Raw genomic sequence first — 20,928 nt, 5'->3', positions numbered from 1 at the left:
AAGATATATTTTTATTTCAAACCCGCGTCCCGTAGATCGTCATGCACATCCAAACGGAGCCGCACTATGGATATTATTCTGACAATCGCCAGCACTGTCCTGGAGCAGTTGCAAAAGCCAACCCTCGCCTTCCTGATCGCCGGCATGATGCTGGCCGCACTGGGCAGCAGGTTTGAGGTCCCGGAACCCGTCTACAAGTTCATCGTGATCCTGCTGCTGCTCAAAGTCGGCATGAGCTCTGGCATTTCCATCAGCAATTCAGAGTTCATTTCACTGCTTGTGCCTGCTGTCGGGGCCGCAATCGTGGGTATCGCCATTGTCCTGCTTGGCAATCGCACACTTGCGCGTTGGCGCGGTGTTTCCGAGGTAGATGGTCTGGCCACGGCTGGCCTGTTTGGCGCGGTCTCGGCATCCACCCTTGCCGCAGGCATGGCGATCCTGGACGACACTGGCGTGCCTTACGAAGGGTTTATCGGCGCGCTTTATCCGTTTATGGACATATCCGCCCTGGTTACCGCGATTGCGATGGCGAAGGTAAGCGCCGCCCGGCGGGCCACGTCGACCGTGATCCTAAGCGGCAATGGAACACTTGCGGCCGGAGCCCCACGCACGGCAGACGCAGTGCCAGATGATGTGGGCGGCTCCGATCTTGTGCGTGGGATCCTGGTCGACACATTCCGGAGCCCAGCTATCTCTGCCCTGGTCGCTGGGCTGGCGCTCGGCGTCCTGTCGGAACCCGACACGGTCTACAAGAGCTTCTATGAACCGCTTTTCCGGGGCCTGTTGTCGATCCTGATGCTCATTATGGGAATGGAGGCCTGGACGCGGTTCGCAGAGCTTCGCAATGTGGCGCATGCCTATGTTCTTTACGGCGTTACCGCGCCGATCATTCATGGCCTCATGGGGTTCGGCGTTGGACTGATTGCACACGAACTGACCGGCTTCTCCGCTGGCGGTGTCATTCTGCTGGCGGTAATGGCCGCATCCAGTTCCGACATCTCGGGGCCACCCACGATACGTGGCGCGCTTCCCGAAGCGAATTCCTCGGCCTATGTCGGCACCTCCACCGGGCTTGGGACGCCAGTTGCCATTTTGAGCATACCCTTCTTCGTCGCTTTGGCCGACATGCTGATCTGACGATGGGGCCGGGGCAGGGCTCGGGGTGCTCTCACGAATTTTGAAAATCAAAACCGGACCTTCAGGAAAAATGTATGAAGGTCCGGTTTATCCACATGGAAGGCGAACGAAGCCATCCATTGCGGGTCCGAACAGCATATTTCAGGCGCCGCTTTCCACCTTTGCCCCTTCCGGGATCGTCCGGTCGGCCTTGTTCAGCTTCTCGATGGCGAAGCCGGCGGCGGCCTTGTACTTGGCCATGAACTCGGCGCGTTCCTCGGCCGGGATCACCTCGTCGATGTCGTCGAATGCGCCGCCGCAACGGTCGTTGACCATGTTCAGCAATCCGAACGGCCCGGCGCCACGGTTGCGCAGGATCAGTTCCGACACCGGGCCGCAGAGCTTGTCGTTGAAGGCTTCCAGCGCCGTTGCATTCACCCCGTGGGTCAACATCGCCGCGCCCAGTTCGCGCGCGTCGATCACCGCCTGGCTGGCGCCGTTCGACCCGGTGGGGTACATCGCGTGCGCCGCGTCCCCCATCAGCGCCACCGCGCCGTCGCGCCAGGTCGGCACCGGGTCGCGGTCGATCATCGGGTTTTCGTAAACCACCTCGGCCCCGCGCAAGAGTTCCGGCACGTTCAGCCAGTCATATTCCCAGCCGTCGAAATGATGCGCGAAATCCGACAGCTCCACCTGCCGGAACCAGCCGGTGGTTTCATGTGCGGAAGGGTCGTCATAGGTGACTTCGGCGATCCAGTTGACCTGCGCCAGCCCGGTTTCCGGATCGGGATGCGAAATCGGGTAGATCACCATCCGGTGCTCGTGTGTGCCCAGCCCCACGAAGGACGACCCGGTGCGGATCGGTTTCGCCATCGTGGTGCCGCGCCACATCACCGCGCCTCCCCAGTGGATCGGGGGCTGGTCGGGATGCATCTGCGCACGCACTGCCGAATGGATGCCGTCGGCGCCGATCAGGATCGTGCCGGTCTCGCGCGTCTTGGTTCCGTCGGCCCGTTCGATGATCGCAGTGACGGAGCCGTCGGCGTTATTTTCATATCCGGTGACACGCTGGCCCAGCCGCAGCGCGTCTTCGCCTGCGCGCTCGACGAATTTGCGATACAGCAGCATGTGGAACTTGCCGCGATGCACCGCGTATTGCGGCCAGTTGTAACCGGCCAGTTCGCCGCGCGGTTCGGAATAGATGTCGTTGCCGTTCAGCCCGACCAGCGCCCATTCCTTGACCGGGACGCCGACCTGGTCCAGATCGTCGGCCCCGATGCCAAGGTCATAAAGCTCGCGCACCGCGTTGGGCTGCAGGTTGATGCCAACCCCCAGCGGGCGCAGTTCCTGCACCGCCTCGAACACCACGCAGGGCACGCCGATCTGTTGCAGCGTCAGCGCCAAAGACAGCCCGCCGATGCCGCCACCGGCAATCATCACAAGGGGGTGCGACATCCGTATTCCTCCCGGTTCCAAACCTGCCGGTTTGTAACAAGACATAACTATCTTCGGAAGGCCAAATTCGCCCGCTCAGGGCAGCAGCTTGCCCGGGTTCAGAATCCCGTTGGGATCGAGCGCCGCCTTGATCGCCTTCATCGCCTGCAACGCGACTGGGTTCTTGCGCCGCCGCATCGAGGGCAGTTTCGACGTGCCGATCCCGTGTTCGGCGGAAAAGCTTCCGCCCATGTCCAGCACCACATCCTCGACCGCTTCCATGATGGCGTCATGGACCTCGGGATCCTGGCTGGCGGGCCAGACGGTGTAATGCACGTTGCCGTCGCCCAGATGCGACACGATGATCGGTTCGGCGCCGGGGTCGACGTCCGGCAGCACGGTTTCCATCCGCGCCAGGAACGGGGCAACCTGATCCAGCGGCACCGCGATGTCGTTGACGATAACGGGGCGGCGCGACAGGGCGATTTCCGCGGCGGCTTCGCGGCGTTCCCACATTTCGCGCCGCTGTGCCTCGTTCTGGGCCACGACGGCATCCAGCAGCATGCCTTCCTCGAACATGCCGGCCAGAACCTCCTCAAGGTAGGCGGCAATAGGCACCTGCCCGTCGGGGCCGGGATCGCAATCGCGCGGCGCGGTGGCGCCGACCTCGACCAGGATATTGACCTCTTGCGGGTCCTCGAAGGGTTCGCGCGCACCGGGGTGGATTTGTCGATGCACCTCGACATGTTTGCGCGGCATGTATTCGAAGGCCTCGACCGCGCCGCCTGTTTCCTGTTGCAGCCGGTTCAGCAGCACCAAAGCATCGGGCAGGGCCGGTACCGCCACCATTGCGGTGGCATAGGCGCGCGGTTTCGGGTGCAGCTTCAGCACGGCGGCGGTGATGATGCCCAGCGTCCCCTCGGCCCCGATCAGCAGGTGCTTGAGGTTGTAACCGGAATTGTCCTTGTGCAGTTCGCTCATGATTTCCATGACTTCGCCGGTGGGCAGCACCGCCTCGATCCCCAGAACAAGATCGCGGGTGTTGCCATAGCGCAGCACATTCGATCCGCCCGCATTGGTCGACAGGCAGCCACCGATCATGGCCGATCCCTTGGCGCCGAAGGTCAGCGGGAAAATAAGGTCCTGCGCCTCGGTTGCGTCATGCAGGTTGGACAGGATCACGCCCGCCTCGACGATGGCGATGCGGGCCTCGGGGCGGATTTCGCGGATCGCGTTCATCCGGTCGAGTGACAGCATCACGGCGCCTTCGGCCTGGGTGCCGCCCGACAGCCCGGTGTTGCCCGACACCGGCACGATGGCGATGCCGGTCCGGTTGGCCCATTTGACGATCTCGGAAACTTCCGCCGTGTTGGCCGGACGCACAACCGCCAGCGGATTGAATTGGTAGGTTCCGGTCCAGTCCTGCGACCATGTGGCCAAGTCGGCCCCGGTCAGTGCGTATGCATCGCCCACGATTGCGCGCAGTTCTTCGATCATCCTCGTCCTCCCTCAAGGTCTTGCCAAATGACGCATAATCGCGGGCAATGGCAAGGGCGCATCAACCGAAGCGGACCGACACCTGCCCGAAGGGGCCGAAATCGGCCTCTACCCGGCAGCCCGACGGCGCCTCGACGGGGCGGATGAAACTGCCCGACAGGATCACCTGTCCTGCCTCGATCTTCTGGCCGTACTGATCCATTCGACGTGCCAGCCAGACGATGCCTTCGATCGGATCGTTCAGCACCCCTGCGCCCAGCCCGGTTTCCTCGACCGCGCCATCGCGGCTGACGACAGCGCCGACCCACCGCAGGTCGAAAGCGTCGATCGCGTGGCGGTCGTGGCCCAGAACCAGCCCGGCATTGGCGGCGTTGTCGGAAATCGTATCGGTGATGATCCTTGTTTTGCCGCTGTCGGGGTCGGCGCGCAGGATGCGGGTGTCGAGGATTTCCAGCGACGGAACCACGTAATCGGTGGCCGCGATCACGTCGTCGCGCGTCACATCCGCACCGGCGAGCGGCGCCTTCATAACGAAGGCAATTTCGGCCTCGACGCGGGGTTGGATGAACCGGCCCTTGGGCACCTCTCCGCCATTGTCGAACAGCATGTCGTCCATCAACACGCCGCTGTCGGGAATGTCGATGTTGAGCGCCTGCTGCATCGCTTTCGAGGTCAGCCCGATCTTCCAGCCGATCACCTCTCGTCCTGCCTCGCGCCGTGCTTCGACCAGCGCGGACTGCACGGCATAGGCATCGTCCATCGTCATGCCCGGATATTGCAGCGACAACAGCCCGATCTGGGTGCCCGTCTGTTCTGCCTGCCACAGGGCGGCGGCGGCTTCCTTATGCTGCTGCGGCGTCACGCCTCGTCCTCCACCGTGTTGCGCAAGGTTCCGATGCCAGTCGCTTCCACCTCGACCACGTCGCCCGGTTTCAGGTAGCGCGGCGGATCGAAGCGGGCGCCGGCGCCGGTCGGGGTGCCGGTGATGATGATGTCGCCGGGCATCAGTGTGGTGAAGGTGCTGATATAGGCTATTTCCTCGCGGATCGGAAACATCATGCGGGACAGGACATCGTCCTGGCGCAGCTCGCCATTCACCCGGGTCTGAATCCGCGCCTCATCGAGCTGCGCGGCGTCGGTGAAGGGCACCAGCCACGGCCCGATCGCGCCGGAATTGTCCCAGTTCTTGCCTTGCGTCACGTTGAACTTGGCGTGCCGCACCCAGTCGCGGATCGTGCCTTCGTTGCAAAGCGTCAGCGCGGCGATGTGATCGTAGGCATCCTCCGCCTTGATCCGCCGTCCGCCCTTGCCGATCACGATGGCGACCTCGCCCTCGTAATCCAGCGTGTGGTTTTCCGGTGGCCGGATCAGCGGGCAATCGTGGCCGGTGAAACTGCGCGGAAAACGCGGGAACAGCGACATGTGCTTGGGCTGCGCCGTGCCGTCCTTGTATTCGGCGTTGCGGTCGGGGAAGTTCACCCCGACGCAGATGATTTTTTCCGGGCCGGGCACCGGGATGTCATAGCGGAACGTGCCGTTCGGATGGGTTGCCGCGCGTCCCGCCGTCGCCACTTCCAGCCGCGACAGACCGTCCGCCGCGATCACCTCGCGCAGGGTTGGCCAGTCGGGAAAATCGGGCGACAGGGCGATGAACCCGTCCTCGACCACCGCGCCGTAGAGCTGCGCCCCGTCCGCGCGCACCGTTGCGAATTTCATCCCCGGTATCCTTTCCTCTGTTCCTCAAATACTGCCGCCGGCGGAGTCCCGCCCCCGGCCACCCGCGCTCATGGCGCGATGATGGGCTGCGCCTTCATCTTCGAGGCCCGAACCTCGACATCCGCGAACGTGCTGCCATGCTCGAACCAGCTTTTCGGCGCCGGTGCGCCCCACAGCGTCTGCCGCTGCGGGTCCTTCAGATCCCACTTGATCGGCTCCAGATCCGGGTCCACGGTCTGGTAATCGGAACAGTAGATTTCGATCCGGTGCCCATCGGGGTCGAGGATGTAGAGGAAAAAGGCGTTGGAAATCCCGTGCCGCCCCGGCCCGCGCTCGATATTGCTCAGATATCCGGTGGTGCTCATCAGATCGAGCAGGTCGATGATATTGAGCGGCGTCGGCACCCAGAAGGCGGTGTGATGCAGCCGCGGGCCTTGGCCATTGGTGAAGGCGATGTCGTGGATGCCGCCTTTGCGGTGCATCCATGCGGCCCACAGGTTCCCGCTTTCCTCGTCCTCAGTGTATTCGGTGACGCGGAAGCCCATTTCGTTATAGAAGGCGACGCTTTCGTCCACGTTCGGGCTGAAGCAGTTGAAGTGGTCGATGCGCAGCGGCTTCACCCCGTGATAAAGCGCGTATTTCTGATGGATCGGTTCCAGCCGGTCCATCTTGAAATAGAACTCCATCGGCGCGCCGAACAGGTCCGTCGTGCGCAACGTGCGGCCCTGATAGGGGCGGGTGACCCACTCCACCGGCAGGCACTTGGCCGCGAACCAGTCCCAAGCCTTGTCGAGGTCTTCTTCGGAATAGAGTTTGTAGGACAGGTAATTGACCTCCGGCGTGTCGCCCTTGCGCAGCACCATGCAGTGATGGCCGCGTTCCTCCATCGCGCGCAGGTAGATCACCTGGTCGTCCTCGTCGGTGACCTGCAGGCCCAGGGTGTCGACGTAAAACGCACGCGACGCGGCCAGGTCGGTCACCATCAGTTCCACATGGCTCAGCCGGACGATGTTGAAGGCCGGGTAGAGGTTCGGGGCGGGAATGGGCATCTCTGCTCTCCTTCGGGGCCGGTTACTGGACCGGGAAGATCACGTTGGTCTGGCCGGTACCGGAACTGGGGAAATAGTCGGTCACGACTTCACATTTGCCGTCATACTGGTCCCAGCCAAGCGCACCGTAAAGCATCGCGGTGTCATGCATCGATCCTTCGCCGCAGCAGAACTGCGCGTAATCGCCCAGCATCTTCAGGAAGGTCGCGTGATCGCCGCGTTTCCACATTTCCAGCATGTGCAGGTCCATCTGCCGGTTGAATTCGGAACTGATGGTGAAGGTGCCGTTATTGGCGGCGTAATCCTTGTTGGCCCAGATCTTGTGGCTCAGGCTGCCGCTGGCGACGAGCAGAACCTTGCTGTCGCTGGCCGCCACCGCTGCGCGGATCGCCTCGCCCACCACGCGGCTTTCGTCGTGACCGTGCACGGTGCACCAGGCGGCGATCGACACCACCTTCATCTCATGCTCGCGGCTCATGAAGCGCATCGGCACCAGCGTGCCATATTCCAGTTCAAGGCTGTCGAGGTGATGCGACAGTGTGTAGGCGCCCCTGTCGCTGGCGGCCTTCGCGATGGCATCGCCCAGTTCCGGGTTGCCGTCATAGCCATAGGGCAGGTCCTGGATGAATTGCGGGAATTCGTTCGAGGTGAACAGGCCCTCGAACCGGCTGTTGGCGTTGATGTGGAAACCCGCGTTGATCACCCAATGGGTGTCGCAGATTACCACCGTGTCGGCGCCGAGCGCCTTGGCGCGCCGCGCGATTTCGCGATGGCCGTCGATGGCGGCCTGCCGCTTGCCCTTGATCGGCCCGTCCTGTTCCGACATCAGCATGGTCGGAACATGGGTCATCTTGGCGGCAAGAACGATTTCTCCCATCTGTCTTCCTCCTCCTCGAAGAAACTTTTCGCGCGTTTCCTTGCAGTGCCGGTCAGGCGCCGAGCCGGGGGATGCGGTGCTGGCCGGTCGCCAGGCCGATATGTTTCTGTTCCATGTAGAACTCGAAGGACCAGTCGCCGCCGTCGCGGCCAATGCCGCTGGCCTTGACCCCGCCGAAGGGGGTGGGCAGGTGGCGGACGTTTTCGCTGTTCACCCAGATCATCCCGGCCTCGAGCTTGTCGGTGAAGCGCAGCGCGCGGGTCAGGTCGTTGGTCCAGACGTATCCGGTCAGCCCGTAGGCGACGCCGTTGGCGATTGTGAGCGCCTCTTCCTCGGTGTCAAAGGGAATCGCGGTCAGGACGGGGCCGAAGATTTCCTCCTGCGCGATGCGCATGTCGTTCGTGGCCCCGGTGAACAGCGTCGGGCGCACGTAATAACCCGGTTGGTCCAGCGCTTCGCCGCCCGCGGCGATGGTGGCGCCGTCGGATTTGGCAATGTCGAAATAGGAACAGACCTTGGCGAAATGGGTCTGGTGGATCAGCGGCCCGATTTCGGTCGTCGGGTCCAGCGGATGGCCGACCCTGATCCGGTTGACCCGCTCGATCAGCTTGGCGGTGAATTCCTCGGCGATGGTGGATTGCACCAGCAGGCGCGACGACGAGGTGCAGCGTTCGCCGTTCAGCGAATAGATCATGAAGATCGCAGCATCGAGCGCGCGGTCCAGATCGGCGTCGTCGAAGACGATCACGGGGTTCTTGCCGCCCAGTTCGAAATGCACCCGTTTCAGCGTGTCGGCGCCCTGTTTCATGATCATTGACCCGGTTTTCGATTCACCGACGAAGGCGATGGCCTTGATGTCGGGATGTTCGGTCAGCGCTTTCCCGGCATCCTCGCCAAATCCGTTGACGAGGTTCCAGACGCCCGGCGGCAATCCGGCTTCCTCGGCGATTTCCATCAGGATACGGGCCGTCACAGGGCTGAATTCGGCCGGTTTGTGCACCACGGTGCAGCCCGCCGCCAGCGCCGGGGCGATTTTCCAGGTCGACAGCATGAAGGGCGTGTTCCACGGCGTGATGACCCCGATCGGGCCGATCGGCACCCGCGTGGTGATGTTCATCAGGGTGGCCGAGGGCAGGTGCTGCCCGTCGCGCGCCGAGGGCGCACGGTCGGCGAAGAAGCGGAAATTGGCCGCGCCGCGCAACGCCGCCTTGGACATGAAGCGCAGCGCCTGCCCGGTGTCCCAGCATTCGCAGAGCGCGATTTCCTCAGCCCGCGCGACGATACCGTCGGCGATCTTGTGCAGGATCTTCTTGCGCTCGTTCGGGTCCATGTCGCGCCAGGCTGGTAAGGCCGCCTTGGCGGCCTGTGCGGCGGCGTCGATATCGGCGGCGCCGGAATTCGCGACGCTGCAGATCCGCGTTTCATCCACCGGCGAGTGGTTTTCGAACGTCGCGCCGCCTTGGGCCGGACGGTCCTCGCCATCGATCCGGTTCAGAACGCCGCTGTCGCGGAACCGGGCCAGGTAGCCCTGCAGCTTGTCGATATTGGCTTGAAGATCGGACATGTGTCAGCCTTTCAGATGATCGCGGATGGTGCCGGTCTTGGGCGCCAGTTCCGGGTCGATGTCGCGCATTTCCATCGACAGGGCGATGGAACGGGTTTGCATCAGCGGTTTGAGGAAGTCTTCGGCGGCGGCGAACAGATCCGCCGTGGCGGATTTGCGCGCCTCCAGCGTGCGGCCGCCGCGCAAACGGACGGAGATGTCGATATAGTCGTGCTTGGGGTCGCCGTCGGCGATGCTGACATGGGTCGCGCGGAATGCCCGCACGCGGATGCCGGCCATCGGGAAGACGCCGGTGTCGATCGCTGTCCGCCGGATCAGGTCGCAGAAGGCAGGCCAGTCCACCACCTCGTCGAGGTTGGCGGAATAGTCGATCATGAAATGAGCCATGCCTTCTCCTCTCTTTGTAATTAACATGTTAATCAAAATGGTTTGCTGCGTCAACCCTATGACTTGCCGTTTTGAAAAAACGAAGGCACATAAGGGGCATGGATAGCCACCGACCGAAACCAACGGAAACGAATCGATCCCTGCCGATCGCCCTGCTGCGTGCGCGGGAAAGGGTGATGGGACCGATCCGCAACATGCTGTCCAAGGCAGGCGTTACCGAGCAACAGTGGCGGGTGTTGCGGGTGCTGGATGAACGCGGCACGCTCGACCCGACCGAAATCGCCGACCGGTCCTGTCTGCTGTTGCCATCGCTGACGCGCATCCTGCAGACGTTGGAAGCCAAGGGCATGGTGGCGCGCGCGCCGCATCCGACGGACCGGCGCAAGCAGCAGATTTCGATCACCGAGACTGGTCGTCAGCTGATCCTCGACAATCTGGAGGAAAGCCAGCAGCTGAACGCTTGGCTGCGGGATGAATTCGGCCAGGAAAAACTGGATGCGCTGCTCGACCTGCTGAACGAACTGGACGCGCTGGAACGCCCTGCGGGACCGTAGGGGGCCTCAACCCTCAGCTTTCGGCACGATTCCGTCCGATACCCACTGATCGAAGATCTCCAACACTTTTTCGCTGAACGCATCGTCGTTGATGTGGCAGTCGAGGTCTTCCAGCGTGACGTTGGCCGGGCAGGCCTCGCGTATCTCGTCACAGAAGGCCGCCAGCCCCTCGGCATCGTGCAGCGGCGCGCCGGGGCGGTCCCATTCGTTGCCACCCTTGTTGGGCAGCAGGAAGGTGGTCGGCCCGGTCGCGGTGGACAGTTTTTCCGCCATCAGCCGGGCGACTTCGCGCCTCTCGTCGGTGCTCAGCAGGACCGAGGTCAGCAACCGGTTATGATCATGCGCCTCGCGCCCCTTCAACCGTTCGGGCAGCGGGTGCCAGCCGATCAGATCTACAAGGTCGTAACAGGCCGGCGCGACCATCTGCGGGATGCCCTTCAGCCCGGCATTGGTCATCCGGTCGGCCCCGGCGGAAATGCCCGATCCCATCATGTGATTACCGACCTCCTGCGTGGCGAAATCCATCACGCAGGCAAAGGCGCCCTGTTCGGCCAGCGCTTCGAACGCCCGTCCGCCCATGCCGGTGGCGTGGAACACCGCGACCTCATACCCGCGGTCTTCCAGCGCGGGTTTCAGCTTGACCATGTAATGCAGGATCGTCTTGCCGAAACTGGTCATGCCGATCAGCGGCCGGTCGCGTTTCGGCGGTTCTGCCGCGCGCGCCGCGCCCAGCACGGCACCCGCTGCCTGGCTCAGCGAGGATTTGCAGACCGAATTCAGCCCGTACAGCCCCCCGGCCCAGAGGATCATCTGGATATCGGCGGCCAGCCGTTCGGGCGGCAGCATGGCGGAAAAGCTGACGGTCGAGACCACGTATTTCGGCACGCCGAGCGGCAGCGCCGCACACAGGTCCAGCGCAAGGTCGGTGCCCATCGTGCCGCCCAACACGATGGCGCCGTCGATCTTCCCTTCGGCATGCAGTTTCGAGGCCAAGGCCGCCGCACCCTTGGCCATGATCTGCATCGCGACGTTTTCGTCGCCGCTGGCGATGGCGGCCTCGATCGAACTGCCGCCCGCCTGTGCCACGTCGTGTTTCGACACGTCCGTCGGCGCCTTGGGGTCGCCCAGCACGCTGACATCCATGGTCAGAACGCCGCCGCCCTGACCCATTATGCAATCGGCCAGATAGGATAATTCATCATCCTTGGTGTCATAGGTTCCGGCGATCAGGATCGTCTTGTCTGCGGTCATCGTCTTCCCCGGTTAGAGCTGAATCCATGCGGTTTTCAGGTCGGTGTATTTATCCAGCGCATGCAGCGATTTGTCATGGCCGTTGCCCGATTGTTTCACCCCGCCGAGCGGTACCGTATTGTCGGCACCGCCATAGGTGTTCACATGCACCACACCCGCCCGGATGTTCCGGACCATGCGATGGGCCCGCGACAGGTTGCCGGTCCAGACGCCCGCGGCCAACCCGTAATCGGTGCCGTTGGCGATCTTCACCGCCTCGTCCTCGCTATCAAAGGGGGTGACGGCCAGAACCGGGCCGAACACCTCCTGCTGCGCCAGCCGGTGATCGGGCTGCACCCCGGTCACGATCGTGGGTTCCATGTAATAGCCGCCCGAACTTTCGAGAATGCGGCTGCCGCCAAGCGCGATTTCGCCGCCTACCTTGATCGCATCCGCGACGAAGCCCAGATTGCCCTGCAGCTGGGTATCGGAATTGACCGCGCCGATCTGGCTGGTGAGGTCCAGCGGATCGCCCACCTTCAGCGCCTCGGCGTGTTTCGCCATCAGCGCGACGAAGTCGTCATGCACCGCGCGTTCCACCAGCAACCGCGATCCGGCGACGCAGACCTGCCCGGAATTGCGGAAAATCCCCATCGCGGAAACCTTCGCCGCCTGGTCCAGATCGGGCGCGTTGGCGAAAACAATGTTGGGCGACTTGCCGCCCAGTTCCAGATAGACCCGCTTCAGGTTCGACCGCGCCGAATATTCCAACAGCCGCCGCCCTGTCGCGCCCGACCCGGTGAAGACCAGAACGTCGACGTCCATCGAAAGCGCCAGCGCCTCGCCTGTGACGCGGCCTTCGCCGGTGACCACGTTCAGCACCCCGTCGGGCAGACCCGCCTCGGCGCAGATTTCCGCCAGCCGCAGCAGCGACAAGGACGCGGTTTCGGCCGGTTTCAGAACCACCGAATTTCCCGCCGCCAGGGCCGGGGCCAGTTTCCACGCCCCGATCATCAGCGGGAAATTCCACGGCACGATGGCGCCCACCACACCCACCGCTTCGCGATGGACCAGACCCAGCACGTTCGGGGCGGTCGGGGCGATTTCGCCATACACCTTGTCGATGGCTTCGGCGTAGTAGCGGAAGGTGCCCGCTGCCGATCCGGCCTCGGCCTTCAGCGCCATGTTGATTTCGGTGCCGTTGTCGCGCACGCCCAGAACGGTCAGTGCCAGCGCCTCGCGTTCGATGATGTCAGCGATCTTGTGCAGCACCTTCTTGCGCGCGGCCGGGGCCATGCGCGACCAGCGGCCGTCCTCGAAGGCGGCGCGCGCCGACGCAACGGCACGGTCCACGTCCGCCTTCGAGGCGTTTCCGATCGTGGTCAGCTTCTGTCCGTCGATCGGGGAGAGAACATCGAGCGTTCCGCCCTCCGCTTCTTGCCACGTTCCGTCAATATGGAGTTTCTGCGGCGCGACAGGTGCGCTCCGATATGTGTCGATGAGTGCTTGGTCGACCATTTGGCCTCCTTCAGTTCCTTGTGATCCAGCCAGACGCGGCGGAAATGCAGGGCAAGAACCGCGATGATCATCAGGAACAGGATCACCGCGATGGGACGCAGCGAGGTATTGTCGCCGCGCCCGTCGAGAAAGAAATCGGGGAAGGCTTTCACCCGCGCCATCCCGGCGCGCAGCTTGACCTCCATGATGCCACCCAGAACCATCCCGAGGATGATCGGCACGATCGGCAGCGACAGGCGTTTCAGGACGAAGCCCAGAACGCCAAACAGGGCGGCGATGACGCAATCGGTGGCCGAGTTGCGCAAGCTGTAGACGCCGACGAAGCTGAGCGTCAGGATCGCAACGCCGAGGAACCGGTTGGGAATCTTCACCACCTTGATCAGATGGTTGGTGGCGAACAGCAGGAACACCAGAACCATCACGTTCAGGATCAGCAGCGCGAGGTACAGCGCGACGACGAAATCCATATGATTCTGGAACAACTGCGGCCCCGGCACCACGTTATGCACGTAGAACACCGACAGCATCATCGCGGTCAGCGCCTCGCCCGGGATGCCAAGGGCCAGAAGCGGCACCATCGCGGCGGCGGGCACCGCGTTGTTGGCGGTTTCGGCGGCGATCAGCCCTTCGGACGATCCGTGGCCGAAATCGTCGGGCCGTTTCGACGTCTTTTGCGCGTAGGTGTAGGACATGAACTGCGCGGTGAATTCGCCTACCCCAGGGATCATGCCCATCAGTACGCCGAAACCGGCCGACACGCCGGCCACGCGCGGGTGGCGGGTGAGTTCGCGCAATCCTTGGAACAATCCGCCCTTCAGCTTGTTGATCCGGGTTTTTTCATCCTCGCCCTGCAGCAGGAAAAATGCCTGGCTCAGCGCGAACAGACCCAGCACCACCACGATCAAGTCGACCCCGCCGGACAGGAAGGATTGGTCGAAGGTGTAGCGCTTTGAATATTTCACCGGTTCCAGCCCGATGGTGTTGATAAAGATTCCGAAACAGGCCAGTGCGGCGGCGATCAGCGTCTGCCGCCGGTGCGCGGTAACGACAAGGATGATGCCCAGCAGTGCGGCGAGGAAAATCTCGCGCGATCCGAACATCGGGGCGACCTTGGCCAGCACGGGCGAAAACAGGATCAGGCAGATCACCGAAAAGATGCCGCCGAAGAAGGACGCCGAATAGGCCAGCGATATGGCCCTTCGCGCTTCGCCCCGGCTGGTCATCGGGAATCCGTCATAGGTGGTCAAGGCGTTAACCGCCGTGCCCGGCGTGTTGATCAGGATCGCCGGGATCGCGCCGCCATACATCGAAGACCCGTAGATGCCCAGAAGCACCGTCAGCCCGACGATCGGGTCCATCGAAAAGGTGGCGGGCAGCAGGATGGCGATGGCAACCGCGGGGCCGACGCCGGGGATGGCGCCGATCAGAACCCCGCCGACCGATCCGGTCAGCAGAGCCAGGACAACGTCCCAGCGGGCAAGGATGTCGAAGCCGGAAAGCAGAAGGTCCATAAGGTCCTCAGAAATTCAGGATGAAGAAACCGCGCAGAGCGCCGGGCAGGTATTCGTAGAGCGCGGCCCCCGGGATCTTCACGTTCAGGAAGGATTTGAACAGCAGCACGATCATCACGCCGGTCGCGGCGCTGATCCACATGAGACGCCGGTCGCGATAGCCCATGCGCCAGACCATCAGCGGCATGAAGGCGACGGTGACCGGCAGGTAGCCAACCAGCGGCACCAGCAGCACATAGGCCATGAACCACAGTGCGTATTCCAGAATCTGGGCCCAGACCAGCACCTCGTCGCGGTCGAACCGGTCGATTTTGCGCCGGGGCAGTCGCCACAGGTGCAGCGCGCCGAACAGGACCATGCCTCCAAGACCCACGGCGGGCCAGAACCGGGGCTGGGCGAAGAACTTGGTCTTCTTCACCCATTTTGTCTGATCGCCGATCTGGCTCAGCAGCAGCGCCGATAGTGCCAGGAAGGCGATGGCAAAGATAATCTGTCCACTGCGCCGGCCGATCTGGCGCGAAAGATCTTCATCGCTCATTAGGGGTGTCCGGGACTAAAGCGGGAAAGGAAGACCGGGCAACAGGCATTGCCCGGTCCATTTCGAATGGATCACTCCAGCAGCTTGCCGATGTGATCCACGGTTTCGATATCCTTGGCCACGCGCGCCGCGGCCTCATCCGCGCCCTGCCAGTAAACCAGCGCGCCGGTTTCCTTGGCAACGGCCTGCGCCCGGTCGCTCATCGCGGTTTTCTTGGCCACGGCGATGATTTTTTCGCGCACGTCCGCGGGGGTGTCCTTGGTCACGAACAGCCCGTTCCACAGCGCGATGTTCAGGCTGTCGTCCAGTTCGCCGATGGTCGGCGCGTCGGGCACCAGCGGGATGCGGCTGTCGGTAATCGCGGTCAGCACCTTCACCTGATCGAGGCAGGGCAGGATCAGCTGCAGCGTGGTGTTGATCACGTCCGCGTCGCCCGAGGCCAGCGTGTTGCAGTCGAGCGCGTCGAAGGCCGCGTCCGACCCCCATTCGAAACCGGCATTCACGGCAAAGGCCTTGGTCACCTGCGTCGGTGTCAGCACGTCGCCGAAATGGCCAAGCGCCACGTCGTTTGATTTCGCGTAGTCCGCCAGTTCCGCCATGCTGGAATAGGGGGCGTCGCCGCTGGTGGCGATGACGAAGGGATAGGTCAGGAAGATGCCCAGCGGATCGAACTTGGCCGGGGTCAGGTCGTCGATGCCGATCTGGTGGCCGACCACCGGAACGCCGATTACGAAGGACCCGATGGTGTAGCCGTCGGCGGGCGCATTGGCGACTTCGATCGCGCCGGGGAAGGGGCCGCCGCCGCCGCCGGGCTTGTTCACCACCGCCGCCGAAACGCCGTATTCGGTCTGGAAATCCTCGGCGATCATCCGGGTCAGCACGTCTTCGAGGTCGCCGGGCGGCCAGGGCACGATGAAACTGACGGGCTTTTCGGGGTATTCGGCGATGGCTGCGCCGGCGGTTGCCGTAAGGGCAAGCGCAAGAGCGCCGCCCAGAACCTTGTTGATGATCATTTCAGTCTCCCTGTCATTATCGGCTCATTATTCGAACCGTTGGTTCTTTTTTAGATTGACAGAGGGGCGGAACTTCTGTCAACAAATTTGTAAACCGGGCCGCCGTTTTGTGCGGTGACTGCCCGGAAAGTGAACTTGAAGGAAGGTGATCCCGGACATGGGAACGGTATCCAAGGCATTGTCATTGTTGGGGCATTTCAACCGGGCGCGGCCACAGATCGGGCTTAGCGACATGACTCGCCTGTCGGGGCTTAACAAGGCCACCGTCCACCGTCTGCTGACCGAACTGGCCGAACAGGGATTCGTCGAACAGGTCGGATCGGGGCGGGAATACCGGCTTGGTCCGGCCTTCCTGCGGCTTGCCGCGTTGCGCGAAGCAGCGGTGCCGATGCGGGAAGTGTCGCTCAAGGTGCTGCACGAACTGAGCGCCGCAACCGGCGAAACCGCGCATCTGTCACTGTTGCAGGGGGATCAGTTGTCGACGCTCGCCTATGCTTACAGCCCGGTCCACGGGACAAGGGTGACGATGGAAGATGCCGAGGTGCTGAACCTGCACGCCACCAGTTCCGGGCTTGCGGTTCTAGCCTTCAGCCCGCCGGATTTCGTCGACAAGGTTCTGAGCGCGCCCTTGGTGGCGAAAACGCCGGACACCATAACCGATCCCGACCAGTTGCGCGCCCGCCTGAGCGCGGTGCGCGAAACCGGAATCGCCGAATATGTCGGCGGCTTCGAAGAAGACGTGCATTCCCACGCGGTGCCGATCTTCGATGCCACGCAATCGGTGATCGGCGCGGTCGCCGTCGCTGCGCCGGTGGCGCGCATGAACGCGGATCTGATCGCCACGATTCGCACCGAGGTAAAACGGTGCGCCTTGGATCTGACACGGTTGCTGGGCGGTTTCCTGCCTGATGGTTTCAACCGGGAAAACGCGGCCTGACAGGGCCTGAACAGATTGACGCCGGCGTTTCGCGGGCATTCAGATAAGGGGGAAGACCCATGAAAGACAGCAATTTCCTGAAAGAGATGAATGCCCGTTCGGTCTGGCACCCGATGGCCCATCCCGCCGACAGCCAGCAGAACCCGCCCACCATCGTCACCGGGGCGCAGGGCGTGCGGATCACCGATGTCGACGGGCACGAGGTGGTCGATGGCGTCGGCGGTCTGTGGAACGTCAACCTCGGATTTTCCTGCGAGCCGGTGAAGGCGGCGATCGCGGCGCAGCTGGACCGGCTGCCCTACTATTCGATCTTCCGCGGCACCACGAACGATTGCGTGATCGAACTGGCCGAGGAATTGCGCGATTTCTTCGCCCCCGACGGTTTGTCGCGCGCGTTTTACACCAGCGGCGGGTCCGACAGCGTGGAAACCGCTTTGCGGCTGGCGCGGCAGTATCACAAGGTCAAGGGCGAACCGGGCCGGATCAAGTACCTGTCGCTGAAGAAAGGCTACCACGGCACCCATACCGGGGGCGCCTCGGTCAACGGCAACGCAAATTTCCGCACCCAGTACGAACCGCTGTTGCCCGGCTGCTATCACATCCCGGCACCCTATACCTATCGCAACCCGTTCAACGAAACCGACCCGGAAAAGCTGGCGCAGCTGTGCCTGCAGGCGCTGGAGGATGAAATCGCCTTCCAGGGCGCGGGCACCATCGCGGCGATGATCATGGAACCGGTGCTGGGCGCGGGCGGAGTGATCCCACCGCATGAAAGTTTCATGCCCGGCGTGCGCGAGATCTGCAGCAAACACGGCATCCTGCTGATCGCGGACGAGGTGATCACCGCCTTCGGCCGCACCGGCAGCTGGACCGGCAGCCGTCACTGGGGCGTGCAGCCCGACCTGATGTGCACCGCCAAGGCGATCACCAACGGATACTTCCCCTTCGGCGCGGTGATGATTTCCGACGCGGTGGCCGAGGTGTTCGAAAAGGACGAAAGCGGCCGCGCCGCGATCGGCCACGGCTACACTTATTCCGGCCACCCGGTAGGGGCGGCGGCGGCCTTGGCCTGCCTGGCGGAAACCAAGCGGTTGAACGTCAAGGACAACGCGGCGGCGCGCGGGGCGGAGCTTCACGAGGGGCTGAAATCGCTGCAGGCCGATTTAGACCTGATCGGCGATGTGCGCGGCGGTCACGGGCTGATGTGTGCGATGGAACTGGTCAGCGACCGCGCCACCAAGGCGCCGATCGACAAGGCGCGGATCAATCAGGTGCAGGAAGTGGCCTATCAGTCCGGCGCGATGGTTCGCGTGTCGGGCCCCAACATCATCCTGTCGCCGCCCCTGGTGCTGACATCGGACGATGCGCAGGTGATCCTGTCGGCGCTTCGTGCCGGGTTCGACAGCCTGTAACGGCGATTAGTGCTAAGCCCGGAACAAGGCCGAAGGCCACCGGGCCAGCGCCAGTTCGCCCCGACGGACTGGCGCTTTGGTGTTGCTTGATTTTCCACTGGTAGGACGCACGGGCTTGGCTGGGATAAAGTGCCATACTCAAAGGTCGCAGCGCCCCCCCGCGGACTGGCGCTGACCCGGCTCGTGTTCGCTCAGCCCGCGTTCTGCCGTTCGATATAGGCGCGCAGTTCTTCCGCCTCGTGCCGGGCTTCACGCAGCCCGTCCATGGTTGCGGAAAGCTCGGCCTCGGTCTGCGACAACTGGTTGGTCAACTCGGCTTCGCGCTGCTGCATGTAGGTGATCGCCTGATCGCGGGCTTCCTCGGCCTCGTGCAGTTCCTGCGCCATGCGCTCCAGTTCGCCGATGTCGGCCTTGGCGACGCGGGTGAACTTGTGGATCAGCCAATAGGCGAACCAGCCAAGGCAGAAGGCCACGAACAGAACGATGGCCGTTGCGATGATGAATTCGGTTCTGTTCATTTGTCTGTTTCCTCCGCGCCGGTTTGCTCGTCCGGTTTTTCTTCTTCAGCCGTGGCTTCGTCGGCCTCATCAGCCGAGGCTTTGTCTTGCTCGTCCGCCGTGGCTTTATCTGCCGCATCCGCCGATACCTTCCCTGCCTCTTCTGCGGCCGAGGCTTCGTCTTCTTCCGCCGGAGAGCCGGCTTCTTCCTCTGCCGGTTGCGTTTCCAGGCTTTCCAGTGCGGTTTCGGTTTCCACCATCGGTTCGGGGCGGATCAGCTTGAATTCGATCCTGCGGTTCGCGTCGCGGCCTTCCTCGGTCTCGTTGCTGGCAACCGGGTTGCTTTCGCCATAGCCCTTTGCCTTGAAGGACGAGGTCAGGATGCGGCGTTCGCGCAGCGCATTCAGCACCGCCTGGGCGCGCGCCTGACTCAGCGCGAGGTTCATGCTTTCGCGCCCCTGGCTGTCGGTATAACCGCCGATTTCCATCTTGATCTCGCCGCATTCCTTGAGGATTTCGGCAATGGCGTCGATGATGTTCTGGGAATTCGCGTCGGGCGTATAGGACCCCGGTTCGAAATTGATCTTGCTGGTCTCGAGGATCTTGCCGATCCGGACTTCGCATTCTTCCGGCGTGGGGATCGCCGCGATCGGGTCCAGCTTTTCCAGGTATTCGACATCGATATCGAAACGGGCGCTTTGACCCAGCTTGGCGACCAGCAGCCGGGCGATGCGGGCGCTGGCATCCTGTTTGCCGGTCTTGCCGAAGATCGAAATCATTTCGGGGGTCACCGTCACTGCGCCGTTGGACAGGTGCGAAAGCGCTTCGATGCCTGCCAGAACCCGCATTGGCCAGTTTTCCGGCAGGGTGTCATCCAGCCGCGCGGCGGTGTGGACCGAGGCCGACCCGAACCGCGCCCTTGCATAGCTTTCCGTGGCCGCGCGGGCCAGTTCATCGCTGAGGCGGCCGCGCATCTGCACCAGGCCTTCGGGTGACAGCGTGGCGACGAATTCCGGTGCCTCGCCATTGGCGTCGTCCTTCGGCCGGGGCAGGGTCGAATGCAGCGAGAAGACTTCGGGCAGGCGGTTTTCCAATTCGCCCACCACCCGGTCGAAAACCGCTTGCTGGGTGCCCTCGGCCGCCAGCAGCGTGATGTCGGCATCGGCAAAGGTCACCGATCCGGCGCCAAGTTCGGCCAACGCGGCGATCGACAGTTCGGCGGCCTCGCCCCAGCGGGGCGAGGGCACGCCAAGCCCGATGATGCAATCGGCATTGTCGCTCAGCCCGGCCTTCCGCGCCGCGGCCAGAATGCGGGTCCGGGATTCTTCGTCATCGGCCGAACAGGCATCGAACCGCGCTTCGCCCTCTTCGATCAGGAACCGCAGGGTGAAGGGGGTGATCACCGGGCGCGGCGCGGAAATGTCCAGCGCCAGCTTCAGGTCATGCCCGGCGGCACGTTCCAGATCCTTTTCCAGGTCGCGCTTGGCCTCGGCGCTGTCGGTCATGGCGCGGATGGTGACGGCCCCCGCTTCGACCGATATTTTCGAACGCGGCAGCTTCTTCAGCGCCTTGATGCCGTATTCGACGCTGTCTTCCCAGTGTTCGGGCGTGTCGTAGTCGGCGGTCTGCAACAGGTCGGAGACCGAAGCGTCACCGGCGATCGACTGCAGGGTCTTGACCAGCTTGGCACGGTCCGTTTCCGCTGGCACCAGCCCAATCAGGGAAATGCCGCTGTCGTTGCGCAGGATTTCAATCGAAAAGCGCGGCGCCTGCATCGAGGCGCTGTCGGCCACCGCCATTTCGTCGATCACCCTTGCGGCATCTACGACGCTGCCCGCGGTGGATACCGCCTTGAAGCGCTGCGCTTCCGACGGGGCGGTCCCCGTCAGCATCACCCGCAGCCCGTCGGCCTGGACTTCGGCCCAGGTCAGCCCGTGATCGTCGAGGCTGCGGCGGATGCCGAGTTCGGAATTGTCTTCGATCACGTCCACGATGCTATTGGCAGCCAGCAATCCGAGGGCGGCGGCGATTGCGAAGGGCGCGGCAGTAATGAGAAGCGATGACAGGCGCATATTTTC

The 20,928-nt window shown here is 63.2% G+C and carries 19 protein-coding genes; 4 read left to right on the top strand and 15 right to left on the bottom strand.

The window, feature by feature from the left end:
• Positions 1-66 precede the first annotated feature (66 nt).
• Positions 67-1,137, top strand: coding sequence for a sodium-dependent bicarbonate transport family permease (locus tag IT775_RS06655; protein WP_212700306.1), 1,071 nt, complete (start codon positions 67-69; stop codon positions 1,135-1,137).
• A 141-nt stretch (positions 1,138-1,278) separates the two neighbouring features.
• Here IT775_RS06655 and IT775_RS06650 read toward each other — a convergent pair whose 3' ends face one another.
• From IT775_RS06650 to IT775_RS06615, 8 genes are all read right to left on the bottom strand, one after another.
• Complete coding sequence (locus tag IT775_RS06650) at positions 1,279-2,571, bottom strand: flavin-dependent oxidoreductase (RefSeq protein WP_212700305.1); 1,293 nt, start codon at positions 2,569-2,571, stop codon at positions 1,279-1,281.
• A gap of 75 nt (positions 2,572-2,646) precedes the next feature.
• On the bottom strand, positions 2,647-4,047 hold the full coding sequence (locus IT775_RS06645; protein ID WP_212700304.1) for an FAD-binding oxidoreductase: 1,401 nt from the start codon (positions 4,045-4,047) through the stop codon (positions 2,647-2,649).
• 61 nt (positions 4,048-4,108) lie between these two features.
• Positions 4,109-4,909 carry a 2-oxo-hept-4-ene-1,7-dioate hydratase gene (gene hpaH, locus IT775_RS06640; RefSeq protein WP_212700303.1) on the bottom strand — a complete coding sequence of 267 codons (801 nt, stop codon included), beginning with the start codon at positions 4,907-4,909 and terminating at the stop codon, positions 4,109-4,111.
• On the bottom strand, positions 4,906-5,763 hold the full coding sequence (locus IT775_RS06635) for a fumarylacetoacetate hydrolase family protein (protein WP_212700302.1): 858 nt from the start codon (positions 5,761-5,763) through the stop codon (positions 4,906-4,908). Before IT775_RS06635 ends, hpaH begins: the two co-directional genes overlap by 4 nt.
• 68 nt (positions 5,764-5,831) lie before the next feature.
• A complete protein-coding gene (gene hpaD / locus IT775_RS06630; protein WP_212700301.1) occupies positions 5,832-6,812 on the bottom strand; it encodes a 3,4-dihydroxyphenylacetate 2,3-dioxygenase in 981 nt (326 codons plus the stop codon).
• A gap of 22 nt (positions 6,813-6,834) precedes the next feature.
• The gene (gene hpaD, locus IT775_RS06625) at positions 6,835-7,689 is read right to left on the bottom strand and encodes a 3,4-dihydroxyphenylacetate 2,3-dioxygenase (protein ID WP_212700300.1); all 855 of its coding nucleotides are present in this window, start codon (positions 7,687-7,689) and stop codon (positions 6,835-6,837) included.
• 52 nt (positions 7,690-7,741) lie between these two features.
• Entirely contained in the window at positions 7,742-9,253 is a 1,512-nt protein-coding gene (hpaE, locus tag IT775_RS06620) for a 5-carboxymethyl-2-hydroxymuconate semialdehyde dehydrogenase (protein WP_212700299.1), read from the bottom strand.
• A 3-nt stretch (positions 9,254-9,256) separates the two neighbouring features.
• Positions 9,257-9,640 carry a 5-carboxymethyl-2-hydroxymuconate Delta-isomerase gene (locus IT775_RS06615; protein WP_212700298.1) on the bottom strand — a complete coding sequence of 128 codons (384 nt, stop codon included), beginning with the start codon at positions 9,638-9,640 and terminating at the stop codon, positions 9,257-9,259.
• Between the two features lie 98 nt (positions 9,641-9,738).
• Between IT775_RS06615 and hpaR the strand changes: the two genes are divergently transcribed.
• Positions 9,739-10,194: a homoprotocatechuate degradation operon regulator HpaR gene (hpaR, locus tag IT775_RS06610; protein WP_212700297.1), complete on the top strand. Its 456-nt coding sequence runs from the start codon at positions 9,739-9,741 to the stop codon at positions 10,192-10,194.
• Between the two features lie 6 nt (positions 10,195-10,200).
• On the opposite strand, the gene IT775_RS06605 is transcribed toward hpaR, so the two are convergent.
• The 5 genes from IT775_RS06605 to IT775_RS06585 all read right to left on the bottom strand — a co-directional run bounded on the left by IT775_RS06605 (position 10,201) and on the right by IT775_RS06585 (position 16,004).
• Complete coding sequence (locus IT775_RS06605) at positions 10,201-11,445, bottom strand: Tm-1-like ATP-binding domain-containing protein (RefSeq protein ID WP_212700296.1); 1,245 nt, start codon at positions 11,443-11,445, stop codon at positions 10,201-10,203.
• A gap of 12 nt (positions 11,446-11,457) precedes the next feature.
• Positions 11,458-12,825 carry an aldehyde dehydrogenase gene (locus tag IT775_RS06600; protein ID WP_343231115.1) on the bottom strand — a complete coding sequence of 456 codons (1,368 nt, stop codon included), beginning with the start codon at positions 12,823-12,825 and terminating at the stop codon, positions 11,458-11,460.
• On the bottom strand, positions 12,807-14,453 hold the full coding sequence (locus IT775_RS06595; RefSeq protein WP_212700295.1) for a tripartite tricarboxylate transporter permease: 1,647 nt from the start codon (positions 14,451-14,453) through the stop codon (positions 12,807-12,809). The genes IT775_RS06600 and IT775_RS06595 overlap by 19 nt, the downstream gene beginning before the upstream one ends.
• A gap of 7 nt (positions 14,454-14,460) precedes the next feature.
• Entirely contained in the window at positions 14,461-14,991 is a 531-nt protein-coding gene (locus IT775_RS06590) for a tripartite tricarboxylate transporter TctB family protein (protein ID WP_212700294.1), read from the bottom strand.
• A 71-nt stretch (positions 14,992-15,062) separates the two neighbouring features.
• The gene (locus IT775_RS06585) at positions 15,063-16,004 is read right to left on the bottom strand and encodes a tripartite tricarboxylate transporter substrate-binding protein (protein WP_212700293.1); all 942 of its coding nucleotides are present in this window, start codon (positions 16,002-16,004) and stop codon (positions 15,063-15,065) included.
• Between the two features lie 157 nt (positions 16,005-16,161).
• On the opposite strand from IT775_RS06585, the gene IT775_RS06580 reads away from it, so the two are divergent.
• A complete protein-coding gene (locus tag IT775_RS06580; RefSeq protein ID WP_212700292.1) occupies positions 16,162-16,941 on the top strand; it encodes an IclR family transcriptional regulator in 780 nt (259 codons plus the stop codon).
• 59 nt (positions 16,942-17,000) lie between these two features.
• Positions 17,001-18,353, top strand: coding sequence for an aspartate aminotransferase family protein (locus tag IT775_RS06575; RefSeq protein WP_212700291.1), 1,353 nt, complete (start codon positions 17,001-17,003; stop codon positions 18,351-18,353).
• A gap of 191 nt (positions 18,354-18,544) precedes the next feature.
• Here IT775_RS06575 and IT775_RS06570 read toward each other — a convergent pair whose 3' ends face one another.
• Complete coding sequence (locus IT775_RS06570) at positions 18,545-18,871, bottom strand: hypothetical protein (RefSeq protein WP_212700290.1); 327 nt, start codon at positions 18,869-18,871, stop codon at positions 18,545-18,547.
• Entirely contained in the window at positions 18,868-20,922 is a 2,055-nt protein-coding gene (locus IT775_RS06565; RefSeq protein ID WP_212700289.1) for an OmpA family protein, read from the bottom strand. The genes IT775_RS06570 and IT775_RS06565 overlap by 4 nt, the downstream gene beginning before the upstream one ends.
• Positions 20,923-20,928: the final 6 nt, after the last annotated feature.

This window comes from Thalassovita aquimarina (genome assembly GCF_018219815.1).
In the GTDB taxonomy this organism is placed as follows: Bacteria; Pseudomonadota; Alphaproteobacteria; order Rhodobacterales; family Rhodobacteraceae; genus Thalassobius; species Thalassobius aquimarinus.
The sequence above is the reverse complement of the archived record's forward strand: the minus strand, read 5'-3'. Positions and strand labels throughout refer to the sequence as shown.